The organism is Clostridioides sp. ES-S-0005-03 (assembly GCF_020658455.1).
Lineage (GTDB): Bacteria > Bacillota > Clostridia > Peptostreptococcales > Peptostreptococcaceae > Clostridioides.
The window spans coordinates 170031-187987 of the sequence record NZ_JACVWI010000002.1; the positions used below are offsets into that span (position 1 = coordinate 170031).

The 17957-nt window shown below is 27.9% G+C and carries 14 protein-coding genes; 4 read left to right on the forward strand and 10 right to left on the reverse strand.

The genetic code is table 11. From position 1 onward, the window contains the following. Positions 1–23 precede the first annotated feature (23 nt). The 8 genes from IC218_RS09900 to serS form a co-directional block, all read right to left on the reverse strand. Positions 24–1313, reverse strand: a complete 1290-nt coding sequence (locus IC218_RS09900; protein WP_227824329.1) for an EAL domain-containing protein — start codon at positions 1311–1313, stop codon at positions 24–26. After that, on the reverse strand, positions 1313–2902 hold the full coding sequence (locus tag IC218_RS09905) for a GGDEF domain-containing protein (protein WP_227824330.1): 1590 nt from the start codon (positions 2900–2902) through the stop codon (positions 1313–1315). Before IC218_RS09905 ends, IC218_RS09900 begins: the two co-directional genes overlap by 1 nt. Then, positions 2895–4496, reverse strand: coding sequence for a GGDEF domain-containing protein (locus IC218_RS09910; RefSeq protein WP_227434386.1), 1602 nt, complete (start codon positions 4494–4496; stop codon positions 2895–2897). The genes IC218_RS09905 and IC218_RS09910 overlap by 8 nt, the downstream gene beginning before the upstream one ends. A gap of 356 nt (positions 4497–4852) precedes the next feature. Beyond that, a complete protein-coding gene (glyA, locus tag IC218_RS09915; protein WP_227434385.1) occupies positions 4853–6109 on the reverse strand; it encodes a serine hydroxymethyltransferase in 1257 nt (418 codons plus the stop codon). 186 nt (positions 6110–6295) lie between these two features. After that, a complete protein-coding gene (locus IC218_RS09920) occupies positions 6296–7384 on the reverse strand; it encodes a hypothetical protein (protein ID WP_227434384.1) in 1089 nt (362 codons plus the stop codon). Positions 7385–7669: 285 nt separating this feature from the next. Further along, positions 7670–8368 carry a response regulator transcription factor gene (locus IC218_RS09925; protein WP_227434383.1) on the reverse strand — a complete coding sequence of 233 codons (699 nt, stop codon included), beginning with the start codon at positions 8366–8368 and terminating at the stop codon, positions 7670–7672. Between the two features lie 128 nt (positions 8369–8496). Then, the gene (locus IC218_RS09930) at positions 8497–9990 is read right to left on the reverse strand and encodes a histidine kinase (RefSeq protein WP_227434382.1); all 1494 of its coding nucleotides are present in this window, start codon (positions 9988–9990) and stop codon (positions 8497–8499) included. A 198-nt stretch (positions 9991–10188) separates the two neighbouring features. After that, a complete protein-coding gene (gene serS, locus IC218_RS09935; RefSeq protein ID WP_227482072.1) occupies positions 10189–11460 on the reverse strand; it encodes a serine--tRNA ligase in 1272 nt (423 codons plus the stop codon). A gap of 370 nt (positions 11461–11830) precedes the next feature. Between serS and IC218_RS09940 the strand changes: the two genes are divergently transcribed. Beyond that, positions 11831–12373 (forward strand): helix-turn-helix domain-containing protein, encoded by a 543-nt coding sequence (locus IC218_RS09940; protein WP_227434380.1) that lies wholly within the window; start codon positions 11831–11833, stop codon positions 12371–12373. A 180-nt stretch (positions 12374–12553) separates the two neighbouring features. Here the strand turns inward: IC218_RS09940 and IC218_RS09945 are convergent, their stop codons facing one another. Next, a complete protein-coding gene (locus IC218_RS09945; protein WP_227434379.1) occupies positions 12554–14152 on the reverse strand; it encodes an amidohydrolase in 1599 nt (532 codons plus the stop codon). Positions 14153–14548: 396 nt separating this feature from the next. Here IC218_RS09945 and IC218_RS09950 point away from each other — a divergent pair, with 396 nt between their 5' ends. Further along, a complete protein-coding gene (locus IC218_RS09950) occupies positions 14549–15475 on the forward strand; it encodes a carbon-nitrogen hydrolase family protein (RefSeq protein WP_227482071.1) in 927 nt (308 codons plus the stop codon). Positions 15476–15674: 199 nt separating this feature from the next. Here IC218_RS09950 and IC218_RS09955 read toward each other — a convergent pair whose 3' ends face one another. Then, positions 15675–16670, reverse strand: a complete 996-nt coding sequence (locus IC218_RS09955; RefSeq protein WP_227482070.1) for a YhdH/YhfP family quinone oxidoreductase — start codon at positions 16668–16670, stop codon at positions 15675–15677. A 120-nt stretch (positions 16671–16790) separates the two neighbouring features. Here IC218_RS09955 and IC218_RS09960 point away from each other — a divergent pair, with 120 nt between their 5' ends. Both IC218_RS09960 and rbr read left to right on the forward strand, forming a co-directional pair. Further along, positions 16791–17228 carry a MarR family winged helix-turn-helix transcriptional regulator gene (locus IC218_RS09960; protein WP_227434376.1) on the forward strand — a complete coding sequence of 146 codons (438 nt, stop codon included), beginning with the start codon at positions 16791–16793 and terminating at the stop codon, positions 17226–17228. A gap of 86 nt (positions 17229–17314) precedes the next feature. Further along, entirely contained in the window at positions 17315–17902 is a 588-nt protein-coding gene (rbr, locus tag IC218_RS09965; RefSeq protein ID WP_227434375.1) for a rubrerythrin, read from the forward strand. Positions 17903–17957: the final 55 nt, after the last annotated feature.

Here is a 17957-nt window from a genome sequence, read left to right on the forward strand (position 1 = left end):
TAAATAATTAATTCATATAATTCCTAACAATCATCCTGCACATCCAATATCATATTAAATGAATCAATTGACATAGGTTTATAATAATAATAACCTTGAACCATATCACATCTATACTCTTTTAAAGACTCTATATGTTCTTTAGATTCTACACCTTCAGCAATCACTTTCATATTTAAAGAATGAATTAAATCTATAATAGTCTTTATTACTAAACTACTATTGCCATTTAAGTTATTTAAAAAAAACTGACGGTCCATTTTGATAATATCAAAATGAGCATTAAGTAATACATTAAAAGAAGAATAACCATCTCCAAAATCATCTAGTGAACATGTAAACCCATATTCTTTGAAATCAGATACTACTTTTTTTAAACGTTCAGTATCATTTAAAGAAATTGATTCCATAAATTCAATTTCAATATAGTGCTTTGGAATATCATATTTTTCAAACACATCAATGTAATTTTGAACAATCCCTGGGTCATAAAAATGTGACTTTGAAATATTAAAACTAATTGGCACAACTTTCTGATTGTTTTTTATTCTTGTATCCAAGTACTGACACATTTGTTCAAAAGTATCAATATCAATTAATTTAATGTAGCCATTTTGGTTTAAAATAGGCAGAAATTTATATAATGGGATGCTGTTTCCATCTTTATCAAACCAACGAAGTAATGCCTCTGCACCTATAACCTTTCCATTTATTAGACTGATTTTGGGCTGTAAGTACGTGACAAATTCATAACCTTTATATGCATCTGCTGTCTCTATTTCCAGTTTCATACGGTCCATATAACTATTATAAAAAGAATCACCATAAAGTTCTATACAAGAACTTCTATTAAGTAAAGCTTCACTTTCTTTCCTACACAAATTCGCATAATTTAGTGCATCATAAAATGAGACTTCTGGGTTAATAATCACATAAATACCCATAGACATAAAAAGATTTCTATAAATCCGCTCATCATCTATACGATATAATATGTCAATTAGTGGTATCAATCGTTCATATATAAGATAGTTAGAATCATCACACCTTACTAAAAAAGCAAAGTTATCCGCATATAAATATGCAGCGTACTCCTTTTCTTCTAAAAATGTGGTTATTTTTTGAAAAACCAATGTCAGAATTTCATCACCTGCTTTACTTCCATACTTTGTATTAAAATAGCGAAAATTTTTAATGTTCAAGTGTATTAAAGCATATCTTTCATCACTACCTTTTATCTTACAATATTTTTCCAAAATATATGAAGTATCATACATATCACGCTTTAAGGTGCTATTATTTTCCGTTTCCATTACGATTGGCTCCTTTGTTTATAAATTGTATATACATTTCTTCCCTTATTTTTGGATTGGTATAAGGCTAAATCAGCATTTTTAATAAGAGTTAATTCATCACAACCATGCATATGTATCTCATTATATATCCCAAAAGATAAAGTGAGCTGTTTGGAATTTTTACTTTTTAAATGTACAATATTTTTGTCTCTCAGCTCTTTTTGAACTGATTCAACAAATGTAATAATTTCATCATCACTTCTATCAACAAATATACAGGTGAATTCATCTCCTCCATATCGTGCAGCAAAAGCATTGTTTGGTAAGTTCTTCTTTAATAAAGTAGTAACTTCTTTTATTGCCTCATCACCTTTTAAATGACCATAGTAATCATTATATTCTTTGAAAAAATCGATATCAACCATAACATATCCAATGGATAAAACCTCATCATCTTGGATTAATTTACTTATAAGTTTACTACAGTATCTTCGATTATAAATTTTTGTAAGTTCATCTATATCTGCTACTGTTTGTAGACTAACTTGCTTTTCCAACATAAGATTCTGTTCTTTTTCTCTTTCATAGAGAGAAAGAAGACTTTTGAAGCTTTCGCCCATTGATATCTTACTGTCCATTTCTCCTTTTAATATGGTTTCATAAAAAGTTTCATAAAGTTCATCAGTTTCATGCCCAAATAGAATTGAATATTGAACATGTAATTTTTGAATTTGTATCATTATATTTTGATTCGTATTTTTATACAATGTGTCTAATTGGTTTAAGCACCATGCTGCATCTTCTTCTCTTTTCAACAAAAGCAAAAATTCCATTAAATATAAATAAATGGATTTCAGTAAAAACGCTTCTTCCTTATTTTTAATCAACTTATTTATCAAACTATCTATTTTATGTAACGCTTCTGTTTCCTTATTTTCTAATAATAAAAGACGTATTTCTCCTTCCATAAATAATAAAGGTAAAATGCCAACTTCACATTTTACGCTTAAACATTTTTCATGATACTTCAGGGCTTTATCTAATTCTCCTTGAACACAAGAAAGGTGTAATAGATTCACAAGTATAGACTTGTAATAAAAAAGCACACTTTTTATAGGAATATCTTTTATAACATCTAATGCTTTTGTATAGAATTGCTCTGCAATTTTATATACACCACTTGTGTAAAATATATCAGCAATATTGTTATAGAAAATAGCACATGATTTTTTATCTTTAATTTTATAAGCAATTTGGATTCCTTCTAAATATATAGTAAGAGCTGCTATTTCGTCACAAATAGTAACATTTCGCAAGCCCTCTATTTTAAAATATTCAATTAAAACATCAAAATAATTTTTATTCTCAGCAATTTCTCTTGCCTTCTCTGAATGAAAATTATAAGCATCTACATCCCATTTCATTTGAAAATATTGTGCCAAATACACATGAGCCAATGCTTGTCCATAGAAGTAGTTTAACTGTTCTGATATCATTAGTAACCTATCACAATCGTGTTTATTAAACCTAGAATTATGCTCAAAACGACACTGAATTCGATCAATCAGCAATTGAATTTGTTCAAGTGCTACATTATAGTTATTCATTATGCACCTCTTCCATAGCAATTATTGATTTAGCATTATTTCTACCATTATTCTTTACATCATATAGTGCTTTATCTACTTCATCAAATAAATTAAGTACATCAACTTTAGTTGAAACTGTCTTATTACCATATCCAATTGACAATGTTATTATTTTTTCACATCGTGAATGTATATGTTCAAGACTTTTTTCTTTTATTGCTTCTTTTACTTGATTGACATATTCAGCCATTTGTTCAAAATTCAAATCCCAGCTAAGACAAACAAATTCATCACCACCATAGCGAAAGACTGCCATTTGTTCATTTGCCTTTTCTTTCAAGCTACTTGCTACTTGTTTTAATATTTCATCACCTTCCAAATGACCATAATAATCATTGTATTCTTTAAAGTAATCAATATCAAATATTGCAAGACCAATATTAGTATATCTATTACTATTGAGAATTTCATCTTGCTTAATATTAAAATAATAACGATTGTATACATTAGTCAATTCATCATAATTTACAAGGTCATATAATTCTTCTAATACTTTTTTTGATTGAGTATACTTAGTATAAGTGTCATTCAATTCAATTTTTGCACGTAAACCTTCTACTTTTAATAGATTTACTTGATTTTGTGCTTTTAAATATAAATCATAATACTCGTGGTAATGGTAATATAATTCTTTTTTTGTCTCAAATTTCTGTGAATACTTAATATTCAATTTACATAATTTCAATAAAGGCTCTGGTTCATCTTCTTTTATTAGCTCTTGTAAGGATTGTAATAATTCACTTGATTTTACTTTGTTTTTGATAGATATCATTGCTTCTAATGCATTCATCAAAAATTCTATGAGATAAACACGATTTGGAAAAGTCATAAGTCCATCATTCTGCATTTCCTGTAGATAATATAAACTCTTTTCTTGATTCTGTATCTCTGCATAATAAAGCAAATATGCATAATCAACATATATTTTTAAATCTTTCTCTTCGAAGGGAAGTAAACTCAATTCTTCAATAGTTGATTTCATCAATTCAAGCTTACCTAATTTTAAATATATATTAATGAAATTAATTAACAGCATTCGCAGAAAACGTGGCTTCGTATCTGGCAAAGAACGCAATACTTCCATTGATTTATCTAAATAGAACAGTGCTTCATCATATAATTCATAGTCCAAATAATAAGCACTAATATTCCCATAATTTATACCAATGCGATGTCTGATGTCTAATCTTTCAGAAACATCCAATGCTTTTAAAGTGTATCTAAATGCAGACTGTTTATCATATGAATTTAAAGAAAGTAAACTACACAGTGCATAAAATTTTTCTAATAATTCACTTGGATTCTTTTCATTAATATACTCTTGTGCATACTCCAACTCTTTTGATACGCATTTCATATTTGATTCCACATAGAAATAATAATCGGCACGCCATACATGTCCAAAAGCCACACTTTGCCAATCTTTACTTTCTTTTGAAATCGAAATCAGTTTATCACAAATCCCACAAATAACATCATCGTTCACATTAATGTTTTCATGTATTTTTCTCTTTAATTCCTCAATTTCACACAAAACGTAGTTTTCAATCATGGCATTACTCCAAATTTATTTTTTACAACATTATAACACACAAGTGCGGCTTTCCACAATGAGATCTACATTTGTGTATCATAAGTATTAAATAGACTATACTGCTGTCCATTGTTGGCAATAACATACCTATTTTCCTCTTATATCAATGGTTCACAGTTTTTTAAGATTTTAAATAAACTTTCATTTAAATTATTACATAGATTAGGAGTTCTTAGAAATTCCATTTTCTATTTTTCTACAAAAAAAGGAGATGATTCAAAGTTTTATTTTGAGGCATCTCCTTATAATAATTATATATTATTGGGTTTTATGTTATAGGCTTTATAGGTTGTGAGCTATATAAATCAATATACTTAATCTTCAAAATATCCTTCTGGATATAATGGGAATTTAGCTATAAGTTCCTGAGCTTCTACCCTACATTCATCTAATACTTCTTTATTATCAATATTTTCTGCTACCTTATTCATTATTCCTGCTATTTGCACAACTTCTTTTTCTTTAAGACCTCTTTGAGATATTGATGTAAGACCGATACGAACGCCACTAGTTACAAATGGTGATTGTGGGTCATCAGGTATAACATTTTTATTAACCGTTATTCCTACATATTCAAGAGCCTTTTCAAACTGCTTTCCTGTCAAATTTTTACTTCTTAAATCAACCATTACTATATGATTATCAGTTCCACCACTTACTATACTAAATCCGTGAGAAATAAGTTCAGCTGCCAAAGTTTTAGCATTTACTACTACTTGCTCCATTATTTTACGAAACTCATCTGTCCCTAAATACAATAGCGAAAACGTTTTCGCTGCAACTGTGTTAAGATGTATAGAACCTAATGTTCCTGGGAAAACACCTTTATCAAGTTTCTTTGCATGTTCAGCTTTACAAAGCACAATACCACTTCTTGGTCCACAGAAAGTTTTTGTTGTAGATGAAGAAACAAAATCTGCATAAGGTACAGGACTAGGTATTACTTTTGCTGCCACCAAACCTGCAACATGAGCCATATCTACCATAAAATAAGCTCCTACTTCTTTTGCAACATTTGATATTCTTTCATAATCTATCAATCTTGGATATGAACTCGCTCCTGCAATTATAAGTTTTGGTTTACACTCTTTTGCCTTCGCTTCAAGAGCATCATAATCTATACGACCAGTATTTGAATCTACACCATAAAATTCATATTTATAAATATCATGTAAGAAGTTTACTGTACTACCATGTGTTAAGTGTCCCCCTTGGTCAAGACGCATACTTAAAACAGTATCATTTGGCTTTAATATTGCTGAATATACACAATAGTTAGCTGTAGAACCTGAGTAAGGCTGTACATTTACATGTTCTGCTCCAAATATTTCTTTTGCACGTTTTATTGCTAGATTTTCAAGTTTATCTGCTTCTTCAGAACCTGCTTGGAAACGTGCTCCTGGATAACCTTCTTCTGTTTTATTTGTAAATACACATCCACTTAATTCAAGTACTTCTGTTGGTGCTGTACTTTCAGAAGCTATCATCTCGATATTATGCTCTTGTCTAACCAATTCACCAGCTACAATTTCGTATAACTCTGGGTCTGAAATTCTTGTTGTTTTTAACATAATAACACCTCTTCTTAATTTAATTATTTTTATAAATTTAATTAATTTTTATTTATATTTATATTCTACTATAATATTTTAATTAATTATATTATCAAAATTTGCAATTTATTTAACTATTTTGACTTTTTTATAATTTGTATTACAATAAGAAATTTTCTCAACTATCAATTATCCTAACTATATTTATTCCTGACTTTGAGTTGATTTTTCTCTACATGTAATTGCCCTATATACCATGCAAACTAAAATTAAAAGTCCCATATAACCTGTGTATGGATATAAAATATTTACTAGCTTACCAAATGGTAAAAAGCCACCAATACAAGCCAAAATAGCTACTACTGTTGTAACTAATTTAAATTTAGGGTGTTTGTCTTCAACAATTCTATTAGTCACAGACCATAAAAGTGGAACAGCAGTTGTATAGATACCTAATATAAGTGCAACTGAGAAACATACACCTACAATAGGAGATATATTATCTGCTAGATAAAGGGATGGTATCTCTTTCATATACAGGTTACCTATATCTGAAATCATAGCTAGATACATAACTATACCAGCAGTCATAAAAACTACACCACCTAATAATCCTCCCCAGAAAGCATCTTTTTTATTTTCAACAGAAGCTCCCATACCTGTTAAAAATACAATCATTACAATTATATTTAATGTATTGTAAATTACACCTGAAACTATTGGGCTTCCTGATGCTTTTGTAACTTCAATATTTTTCATTGCCTCTCCAACAACAGGTAATCCATCTAAGTGCTTAAATAAACTTATTAATCCAACTGCAATAGTAAATACTGCTATTACTGGTCCAATGCGCCCAAGTATATTTACTAATTTTTCAAGCCCCATGGATACTGTGATTAGTGTAGCAATAGACATTAATACCCTTCCTAAATAAGGATTTATTCCATAATATTCAGTTAAAGTTGAACCAGCACCTGAAATCATTACTATCAGAATTCCAAATAAAAATATTGGACTAAACCATTCATAAAATTTTCCTAGAATCTTTCCACAATAAAAAGTGTAAATTCTTGTTGGCTCTTTAAGTTTTAACTCTCTCCCCCTTGTTATGACTTCAACACCAAGAAATGAGAATAGTACCATCGATATTAATGCTCCAATCAATCCCATATATCCTTGGGATGCAAAAAATTGGAGTATTTCTTGACCAGTCGCAAATCCTGAACCTATTGCTGTTGCTAAATAAGCACCTGCAATACAGATAACATTTTTAATATTTACTTTGTCTGACATATCAACTTACCTCCATTATAAAGTTACCTTCTTTAACAAATATAAATTTACAGCGAATTTAAATGAATATTCTGTCTTTTTGGAATAATATTTAATTCACTTTTTTTATTTTGTATATTTTTTAATTTTTATTTATATATATTTTTTTATATATATAGGTACATCTTTTATAAGGTTCAATGTTATTAAATATGTTTAAAGCGCTTTAATTTTTGTTATTAATTAAAGTATACTTATCCAGACATTTTCAAACAATTATCTATATTGACTTTTTATTTATCAATTTCAATTTTTAATATTCAATTTATAAACTTTGGGTGTCATCCCTTTTTCTATCTTAAAATTCTTATAAAAGTTATTTAGACTGTTATATCCAACTATTTCCGCAATCTCATTTATACTTTTTTTTGTATTTTCAAGCAATTCTATAGATTTTTCTATTCGTATATGATTTAAATATGATATAAAGGTAGTATTCAAATTACTTTTAAAAATCCTAGATATATTGGATGGATTAGTTAAAAATAATTTAGCACAATCATTTAATTTTAAATCCTCACTATAATTTAAATTTATATACTCTAGTATTTCATTTAACAAATCATTGCTAGTATACTGATAACCAATAATCTTTTCTACAGACCTAGTAAACTCCTTCAAGTCTAGTGGTTTAAGAAGTATATCTTTTACATTTAATCTTAAAGCTTTTTGGGCATATTCAAAATAATCAAAGGCAGTTATTACTACAAATTTTATTTTTTTAGATATGTGAGATGTTCTTTCTATTACTTCCAACCCATTATATATCGGCATCTGAATGTCTATAAATACTATATCTGGCTCTAAACTAATTATCTTTTCTACTGCTTCGTCACCAGAAGTTGCTCTCCCAACAATTTCTATTGGCATATCTTTCATCTCTATAAAATGTGTTATTATTTTTAAAACAGCTTCTTCATCATCTATTATTAGTGCTCTTCTCATGAGAATTCCTCCCTTTTAGCTTAATGATGTACAAAAAAGTAAGATGTAAAAAATAATATAGAAACATCTAATATATTTCTTTATACTGATAAAACTTATTAATTTTATCTAAGTTTTATACATATTCTTTATTCATTTTCAAGAGGGATTTTAATAATTATATAAGTACCTTCTTTACTATTTGATTTAATATTCATCTCAAAATCACTTCCATAAGCAGATGTGAACTTTGTATATATTAAAGATAGACCATGACCATTATTACTATGAATACCTGTTTTCACTTTTTCAATAGTACCTTCATCCAAAATAGTTCCATTATTACAGATTTTTATAACAGCATACTGACAATCTACACTTGCAACTATTTTAATTTGCTTTTCTTTATCAATATCTCTAAAACCATGTGTAAAAGCATTCTCTACAATAGGTTGAATAAAATTGAAAGGTACAGAAATCTTATATAACTCTTTGGGAATAACATATTCAACTTTTAATGCATTACCATAACGTAACTTTTGCAAATTTAAATAATTTTTAATATATAATATTTCAGCTTCTAATTCTACAAACCTTAAATCCGACCTCATTGTATATCTAAACATTTTAGACAAATCTATTATTGCACTATATAAATCATAGCAACCATCATCAAGTGCTATACTTGCCATTGAATTTAAAGTATTAAATAAAAAATGATGATTTATTCTCAAATTAGTAACCGTATCCTGTGCTACCTTTAGATTCATTTCAAGTTGTTCTCCATAGTGATATGTTCTTGCAATAGTTTGTTCTTTCTCTTGTAAATCTTTTCTTATATCATTAAATGAACAAAAATTTATTATGTTTTTAGATATTTGCTTTAATAATCTTTTTATGCTTCTAGCAGCACCTTCTGGAATATCATATAAATTACTATGAGTAGTATCTAGATTTAAATCAGATAACAATACATATCCTCCTCGAATAACTCCAATACTATTGTTCTTGTATAATATTGGAATATTATATATAGTTATCCCATACTTACATATGAATTGATTGCTACTTTTTTGATTCATACAATCGCAATTTTTAGGAAACTTCATAGGGTTACACTTTTCAAAACAAAATAATGGAAAATATGGATTTTTTAAAACTATGTTCCAAGAATCATCATATATAATCAGTGGAATTTTAAATGGATCAATAAACTGACCACGAATTGATTCTACTGCTGCATATAAATTTAAAGTACTTTCACTATAATTTATTAAGGTCTTTTTTAAATCGCTATTAGGATTGATTTCTATAACTTCACTTTCTCCTATATTTCCTACATTATTTGAAACAATAAGTTCTTTTATTGGTCCATCTCCTGTATTTATAGACTCATGTGTGCTACCAGATTCTATGTAAAAAATCATACCTTGCGAAAATGGCTTCCAAACTCCATTTATAATATATAACCCTTCTCCTTCTAAAATATATATCATCTGTTCTTGACCATAATGAACATGATTAAAATGTTTTTTACCTGGCATAGTAACTGCGATATATATATTCATAGCTTGTTTTGGGTTATTCTCATCATAAGTATGTTTCCATTCAATATATCCCCACTCAGTATTTTGAATTTTCATAAAAAAACCCTTTCTGTTTATAGATTATTTATATTCATTTACCCTTAAATAAATTATCAAATAAAAATGTGCACATACTCTTTCATATGATAGCTATACTATATCAATATTCATTAGTTTGTACACATTATTATATTAATTATTATTTTTTAATTATTTATAGCTTACTTTATTATTTAAAAATATATATCTTAATTGTTATTTAATAACAGAAACACCCATATATGGTCTTAAAACTTCTGGAACTATTACAGAGCCATCTGCTTGTTGGTAATTTTCCAATATAGCTGCTACACTTCTTCCAATAGCCAGTCCAGAACCATTTAATGTATGTGCATATTCAGCTTTAGAATTTTTGTCTCTTTTAAATCTTATTCCAGCTCTTCTGGCTTGAAAATCTTCACAGTTTGAACAAGATGAAATTTCAACATATCTGTTATAACTTGGCATCCAAACTTCTACATCATATTTAAAAGAAGCCGTAAATCCTAAGTCACCTGTACATATTTTTACTACTCTATATGGTAAATTTAATAATTGTAGCATATTCTCAGCATTATTAGTTAATTTTTCTAATTCATTGTAAGATTCTTCTGGAGCTACTATTTTTACCATTTCTACTTTATTAAATTGATGTTGTCTTACCAAACCTCTTGTATCCCTTCCAGCAGAACCAGCTTCTGACCTAAAACAAGGAGTATATGCTGTATAATTTATTGGTAGTTGCTCAAATTTAAGTATTTCATTAGCATGTATATTAGTTAAAGGAACTTCTGATGTTGGAATTAAAAAGTAATCTAATCCTTCTATTTTGAACATATCCTCTTCAAACTTAGGTAGTTGTCCTGTACCCAAAAAACTATTTCTATTTGCCATAAATGGTGGAATAATTTCTGTGTATCCATTTACTGTTGTATTTGTATCTAGATAAAAATTTAATAATGCCCTTTCTAATCTAGCTCCTAATCCCTTATAAAGAGTGAATCTTGAACCAGTTATTTTACCAGCTGTTTCAAAATCAAGTATACCTAACTCAGTCCCTATTTCCCAATGAGCTTTAGATTCAAAATCAAAATTAGACGTCTTACCCCAAGTTCTCACCTCAACATTATCTTCATCGGTTTCCCCTTGTGGTACTTCTGAATGTGGTACATTTGGAATTCTCATTAACAAGTATTCCATTTTTTCCTCTACATCTTTAAGGTTTTGGTCTATAACTTTAATCTTGTCAGATAACTCTTTTAGCTTAATTTTTTCATTTTCTACATCTTTACCTTCTTTTATAAGATTTGGTATATTTTTAGATGCAGTATTTAATTCGTTTTTCATAACCTCAACTTCTTGAAGAATTTTTCTTCTTTCATCATCTAACTTAACTACTTCATCAAGATTAAAGGCTTTTTCACCTCTTCTTTCCATTGCTTTTTTTATACAATCTAAGTTTTCTCTTATTCTTTTTATATCAAGCATTTTTTCCTCCTCAATACTTTAAGATTGGATGTTATCTCTTAATCTCAGTTAACTTTGATAATAGTATATTTGCTTAAGGTTAAGAAATCTTTTTCTGTCTTATCCGAACCTATTATTTTTATTTAGTTATATTTTACTCACTTTTTTACATATTGTCAAATTATATTTAATTAAATTAATATAATTTAATTTTTCATCATTAATCTTACTTTTACTTTCATTATAATTATGCTAATTTTAGCAATCAATTATCTATTTTGACTTTTTTTTTATCAATCTTATATAATTATCAATTTTCATATAAATTTTTTTACCTTATGATATAATTCTTTATATATTCTTTGTCAGATGTTAGAATAGGAGGATTTTAATGAGTAATTCAAGTATAGGTAAAAAATTGACTTTATGTAGAAAAAAACAGAACATTAGTATAAAAGATTTATCTAAATTAATTAAAGTTACACCTTCTTTAATTAGTCAAATAGAAAAAGGAAGCGTAAATCCATCCATAAATTTTTTAAAATCAATTTCAAATGCTTTAAATGTACCATTAATTACTTTTTTCGTTCCTTCTATTGATGATTCAGAATTAATTGTAAGAAACAATCTTAGAAAAATAGTAATTTTTCCAGAATCAGAAAATATTTTATATGAAATGTTATCCAATAATCCATTTAATAAATTCGAATTTGCCATTATGAATTTGTCCCCTAAGTCTTACTGTAAAGAAAAAAATGGGCATGCTGGAGACGAAGTTGCTTATATACTTAAAGGAAGTGTTGAACTTAGTTTGGAAGATGATATATTTGAATTAAATGAAGGTGATAGTGTAAAAATACCTTTTGGTATGAGACATAAATGGGGAAATCCAAGTGAAGTTGAAAGTAAGGTAATCTACATAGTTGTGTCCTAAAAACACAAATTTTCAAGGCAGAATTAATAAAATTATGGCAATGAACCTTTAGACCTAATAAGCTAGCCCTTCAGTCACATATAATATTATTTAACTCTACCTATTTTATTAGATTTTATTTTTACATAATATTTTTTATACAATACTTTTACATAATATTTAAAAGAATATAATTCATATCTATTTTAATGAATATAATACTTCCCCTTCTACTATTGTTTGTAAAACTTTAATATCTTTTATTTTAAGAGAGTCAACAGTAAGTGGATTTTCATCTAGTATTATTAAATTAGCTAGTTTACCTTCTTTGATTGAACCCTTTTTATCTTCTTCAAAATATTGATATGCTGCATTTATAGTAACACCTTTTAAAGCTTCTAATGGGCTTATTTTTTCATTTTCACCTATCAATACTCCTTTTTTTGTAATTCTATTAACCGCACACCATATTGTTTCAAGCATATTAGGTGCTATTACAGGTGTATCTTGATGTAAAGTATAAATTAAACCTTTTTCTATAGTTGTTTTAATTGGACTAATCTTAAATGCTCTATCTTCCCCAAGGTTTTTAATATGAATATCTCCCCAATAGTATGTGTGAGCTACAAAGTATGAGGGTATCATGTTTATTTTTTCCATTTCATCAATTTGGTCTTCTCTTACAGTTTGAGCATGTATCATCACAGGTCTCATATTATCTTTAATATTTTTTCCTGTTATAACTTTTTCAAATAAGTTTATCAACTGGTCTGCCGCTGCATCCCCATTACAATGAGTTAAAAGTTGCATTTTTTCTTCTACTGAAATGTTTATAAATTTCTCTACTTCCTCATCTTTATATATAGAATACCCACGATAACCATCTTCTGAATTTTCATATGGTTTCGTTAACCATGCTGTCTTTCCTTGAGGAGAACCATCTAAAAATATCTTATATCCTCCTATTTTAAATCTATTTACATATTTCTTTACAAAATTTTTATTATCATCTTTTACAGATTTACTATTTTTTAAATCTACATATCCTACAATATCTATTTTTAGTCTATTTTGATTTGACATTAGTTTTAAGAGATTAAATTGATTATCTGCCATTAATCCCTCTTGTGCTGTTGTAATACCATAACTTAAATAAATATCTTGTACTTTTTCAATTAGATTACAAACTTCATCTAATGATGGTTGTTTTATTTTAGACGATACTTTAAAAAAGGCATTTTCCTCCAAGTATCCATTTGGCTCTTTACTCCCTTTGACTCTGCCTATATGCCCTCCTTCTGGGTCTTGTGTTTCATGAGTAACACCTAATTTTTTTAATCCTAAAGTATTTGCAACTCCCATGTGACCAGAAGCATGTGAAATTAGTATTGGATTTTCTAAAGATGCACTATCTAATAAATCTTTATCTGGATGAATATTTTCTTCTAAAAAATTGTTATCATACGAAAAACCAATTATCCATTCACCCTTTTTTATATCATTTGAATCTTTAAAATCTTGTATTTTCTTTACTATATCTTTAAAGCTAGTTGCATCTTCTAAAGGAACTAATCTTAGGGTAGTAGCAAAAGCTGTCAAATGACTGTGTGAATCTATAAAGGAAGGCATCAATGTTTTACCCTGCAAATCTATGACTTCTGTTTCATTATTTTTTAAAGCTAGAATTTCTTCTTTTGTTCCTATTTTTTTTATTATTTTATCTTTTATAAGAATAGCATCTCCACATATTGAATCTTCCATTGTAAGGATATTTCCATTATAATAAATTTTTTCTTTCATAAAGTTCTCCTTAAATTGTCTATTTTGATAAATTTATTTTAGTATTTTATAATTAATTATTCGTATTTCATTAAGCTTATTTTTTTAATATTAACTAATATTAATATATGAAAATCTCATTTTTAATTATTGTTCGCCAAGAAATAAATACTATTCATTATAAATATTATAATTTAATAGTCATAATATTGATGTGAAAAATTAATATTATATGTTAATAAAAAAAGTACTTAATATGAATTATTTTTTTGTATAATTGTAATTTGCTAAATCATGATGTATCATTTTAAATATACAGTTACATCATTATTTACAAGATAAGATACTTTTTTCTCAAATAAAACCTGATGTAATCTGTTCAAATCAACAAATTCAAATATTTTTTAGGAGGTTTTTATGAACAAAGAAAATAAAAATGTAAGAATTGCTGTTGTTCAGGCATCACCAATTATAATGGACTTAGATAAAACTGTTGAAAAAGCATTAGAATTAATTAAAGAGGCTGGTAGAAAAGGGGCAAATATAGTAGTTTTCCCAGAAGCATTTATACCTGCATATCCAAGAGGACTTTCATTTGGATTTGTTGTTGGAAGTAGAACAATGAAAGGTAGAGAAGATTGGAAAAGATACTATGATAATTCTGTACCAGTACCTAGTGCTACAACAGATTTATTAGGAAAAGCAGCCCAAGAAGCAGGAGTATATCTATCAATGGGAATAACAGAAAGAGATGGAAACGATATAAATTGCACTCTTTATTGTACAAACTTATTTTTCTCACCAGAAGGTAAACTTATTGGTAAACATAGAAAACTTAAACCTACAGGAACAGAAAGATGCATTTGGGGTGAAGGTGATGGAAGTACTCTTACAGTTGTTGATACTCCATATGGGAAAATGGGTTCATTAATTTGCTGGGAAAACTACATGCCACTAGCTAGAACAGCTCTTTATGCTAAAGGTGTAAAACTTTATATAGCCCCTACTGCTGATTCAAGAGAAGAGTGGCAATCAACTATGAAGCATATCGCTTTAGAAGGAAGATGCTTTGTTATTGGATGCAATCAATATGTTGAAAAAAATATGTACCCAACTGACCTTAACTATTATAAAGAACTTGATGCAGAACCAGAGATTATGTGTCCAGGTGGAAGTTGCATAGTTGACCCTTTTGGAAAATATGTAGCAGGCCCTATTTTCAATAAAGAAGAAATATTAATAGCTGATTTAGATTTAGAACAAATAGTTCTTAGTAGACTAGATTTTGATTCAGAGGGTCACTATTCAAGACCTGATGTATTTGAATTAATTGTTCACGAATAATCTTTTTATCCAAAATCTTTACATAAACTTTTTACATAAAAATCAAAATGAGATACTCTTAAATAAAATAATTTTAAGGTATCTCATTTTTTATTTTATGATTTGATGTTATAGTTTTACATTAAAACTTACTTAACTATATATTAAGAACCAATTATATATTCAGAATCAGTTAACTTAACTATAAACCTAACCTTCACTACAATCCTAAATCAACTACTGTTCTTCCTACATGCTTTCCTTCTATTATTGAATCTATGCTTTTACTCAATTCATTTAATGATACTACAGTTACCATGTCATCTAAATCTTCTAGCTTCCATTCATTTGACAATAAGTCCCATATTTTTAATCTCAAATTCATTGGACAATCTACAGAATCTATACCATATAAAGTAACACCTTTTAATATAAATGGATATACTGAACTTGTAAAATCAATTCCACCTGCATTACCACATGTTGTAACTGCTCCACAATAATTAGTTGTCTTTATTGCTGTTGATAAAGTATTTCCTCCTACTGTATCTATTACTCCAGCCCATCTTGGTCTAAGTAGAGGTCTCCCTGAATTATCATCTACTTCTGATCTATGTATAACATCTTTAACACCTAGTTTTAATAATGTGTCTTTTTGTTCTTCCAATTTTCCTGTTGAAACTGCAACTGAATATCCCAATTTAACTAATATTTTAGTTGCAATCACAGCAACTCCTCCAGTACCACCAGTAACTAGTACATCTCCCATATCTTTGTCTACAGTATTTACAAATTTATATACAGATAAAGCTGCTGTAAATCCTGCTGTACCATAATCCATTGCTTCTTTTAGAGAAAGATTAGTTGGAAGTTTGACAACCCAATTAGAAGGAACTCTTATATATTCTGAAAATCCTCCAGAGGTGTTCATTCCTAAATCATAACCTGTTACCAAAACTTCATCTCCAACTTTAAAATCATCACAACTACTAAATTCTACTACACCAGATGCATCTATTCCTGGAGTATGAGGATATTTTCTAGTTACACCCTTATTTCCATTTGCTGAAAGTGCATCCTTATAATTTAGTGAAGAATATTTTACTTTTATCAGAACATCTCCTTCTGGTAGTTCATCTATATCTCTTTCGATTATATTTCTCTTAAAACGTCCCTCTTCTTCTGTAATATATAGTGATTTAAAATTTTTACTCATAAATTTCCTCCCAATACATTTAGTTTTATGTTAAACTAATTATAGTTGAAAAATAGTTTTATGTCAAACTACTTTTTATTTCAAAGTACCTCAAATAATTTAAAGATTGGAGATTAATTTATGGAAGATAAATATATTATACATTTTATAAGTAAGACAAAAGCTAATATGCTTAAATTCATTGAAAATAAACTCAATAAAAACGGTTTAAATGAATTGTTGCCTACACATGGAAATATACTTACTGCACTTTATGAAAATAATGGAATACTTACAATGAAAGAAATTGCAACTAAAATAGGAAAAGACAAATCTACTGTTACAGTATTAGTTAATAAACTTATAAGTCTAGGATATATAGAAAGACAAAAGAGTGACAATGACAAACGTATTACATATATAAAACTTACAAAGAAAGCAATGCTAATAGAGGATACATTCAATAGTATTTCATCACAAGTTAAAGAAACAGCCTACTGTAATATCACAGAAAAGGAAAAGCAAGAATTTCTTAGAATTTTAAAAAAAATCAATAATAATTTCAAAAATGCTGACTAAATTGAGCATAATTATATCTAGTTTTGGAATAATAAATAAAAAGAATCAAATATTGTAAAAATTTATTGTTAATAGAGAGGTATAATATGAATTTAAAAGACAGTAAAACTAAAGAAAATTTATTGAGAGCTTTTGCAGGTGAAAGCCAGGCTAGAAATAGATATAATATTTCTGCATCTGTAGCAAAAAAAGAAGGATTATATATAATAGAATCTTTATTTAATTATACTGCTGACCAAGAAAAGTCACATGCAAAACAATTTTTTACTAAATTAAAAGAATTTGCTGGAGAAAATATAAGTATATCAGGAGCATATCCTGTAGATTTATATGATAAAACAGCTCAACATCTTAAAGCTGCACAACATAATGAGCTTCAAGAGTGGGATGATGTATATAAAAACTTTGGAAAAACAGCACGTGAAGAAGGTTTTGAAGCTATAGCTAAATTATTTGAAAATATAGCTGAAATAGAAAAAGTTCATGGTGATAGATTTGGTAGATATGCTACTGATTTAGAAGAAGGTACTTTATTTAGAAGAAATGAAGATATCCAATGGATATGTACAAACTGTGGACATATTCATATTGGTAAAGAAGCTCCAAAAGCTTGCCCTGTTTGTCTTCATCCACAAGGATATTTCTTGGACTTTAAAAATTCATTATTTGAATAAGTAAAAATAATCTACTGTATTTAAGCAATTTATTATATTGATACTATCTAGTTTT

Excerpts from the sequence above, each read along its gene's own strand:
- IC218_RS09960 (WP_227434376.1), top strand. The coding sequence starts at position 16,791 with ATGGAAGATAAATATATTATACATTTTATAAGTAAGACAAAAGCTAAT.
- IC218_RS09925 (WP_227434383.1), bottom strand. The coding sequence starts at position 8,368 with ATGAGAAGAGCACTAATAATAGATGATGAAGAAGCTGTTTTAAAAATA.
- IC218_RS09955 (WP_227482070.1), bottom strand. The coding sequence starts at position 16,670 with ATGAGTAAAAATTTTAAATCACTATATATTACAGAAGAAGAGGGACGT.
- rbr (WP_227434375.1), top strand. The coding sequence starts at position 17,315 with ATGAATTTAAAAGACAGTAAAACTAAAGAAAATTTATTGAGAGCTTTT.
- serS (WP_227482072.1), bottom strand. The coding sequence starts at position 11,460 with ATGCTTGATATAAAAAGAATAAGAGAAAACTTAGATTGTATAAAAAAA.
- IC218_RS09930 (WP_227434382.1), bottom strand. The coding sequence starts at position 9,990 with ATGAAAATTCAAAATACTGAGTGGGGATATATTGAATGGAAACATACT.
- IC218_RS09905 (WP_227824330.1), bottom strand. The coding sequence starts at position 2,902 with ATGAATAACTATAATGTAGCACTTGAACAAATTCAATTGCTGATTGAT.
- glyA (WP_227434385.1), bottom strand. The coding sequence starts at position 6,109 with ATGTTAAAAACAACAAGAATTTCAGACCCAGAGTTATACGAAATTGTA.
- IC218_RS09940 (WP_227434380.1), top strand. The coding sequence starts at position 11,831 with ATGAGTAATTCAAGTATAGGTAAAAAATTGACTTTATGTAGAAAAAAA.
- IC218_RS09900 (WP_227824329.1), bottom strand. The coding sequence starts at position 1,313 with ATGGAAACGGAAAATAATAGCACCTTAAAGCGTGATATGTATGATACT.
- IC218_RS09945 (WP_227434379.1), bottom strand. The coding sequence starts at position 14,152 with ATGAAAGAAAAAATTTATTATAATGGAAATATCCTTACAATGGAAGAT.
- IC218_RS09920 (WP_227434384.1), bottom strand. The coding sequence starts at position 7,384 with ATGTCAGACAAAGTAAATATTAAAAATGTTATCTGTATTGCAGGTGCT.
- IC218_RS09910 (WP_227434386.1), bottom strand. The coding sequence starts at position 4,496 with ATGATTGAAAACTACGTTTTGTGTGAAATTGAGGAATTAAAGAGAAAA.
- IC218_RS09950 (WP_227482071.1), top strand. The coding sequence starts at position 14,549 with ATGAACAAAGAAAATAAAAATGTAAGAATTGCTGTTGTTCAGGCATCA.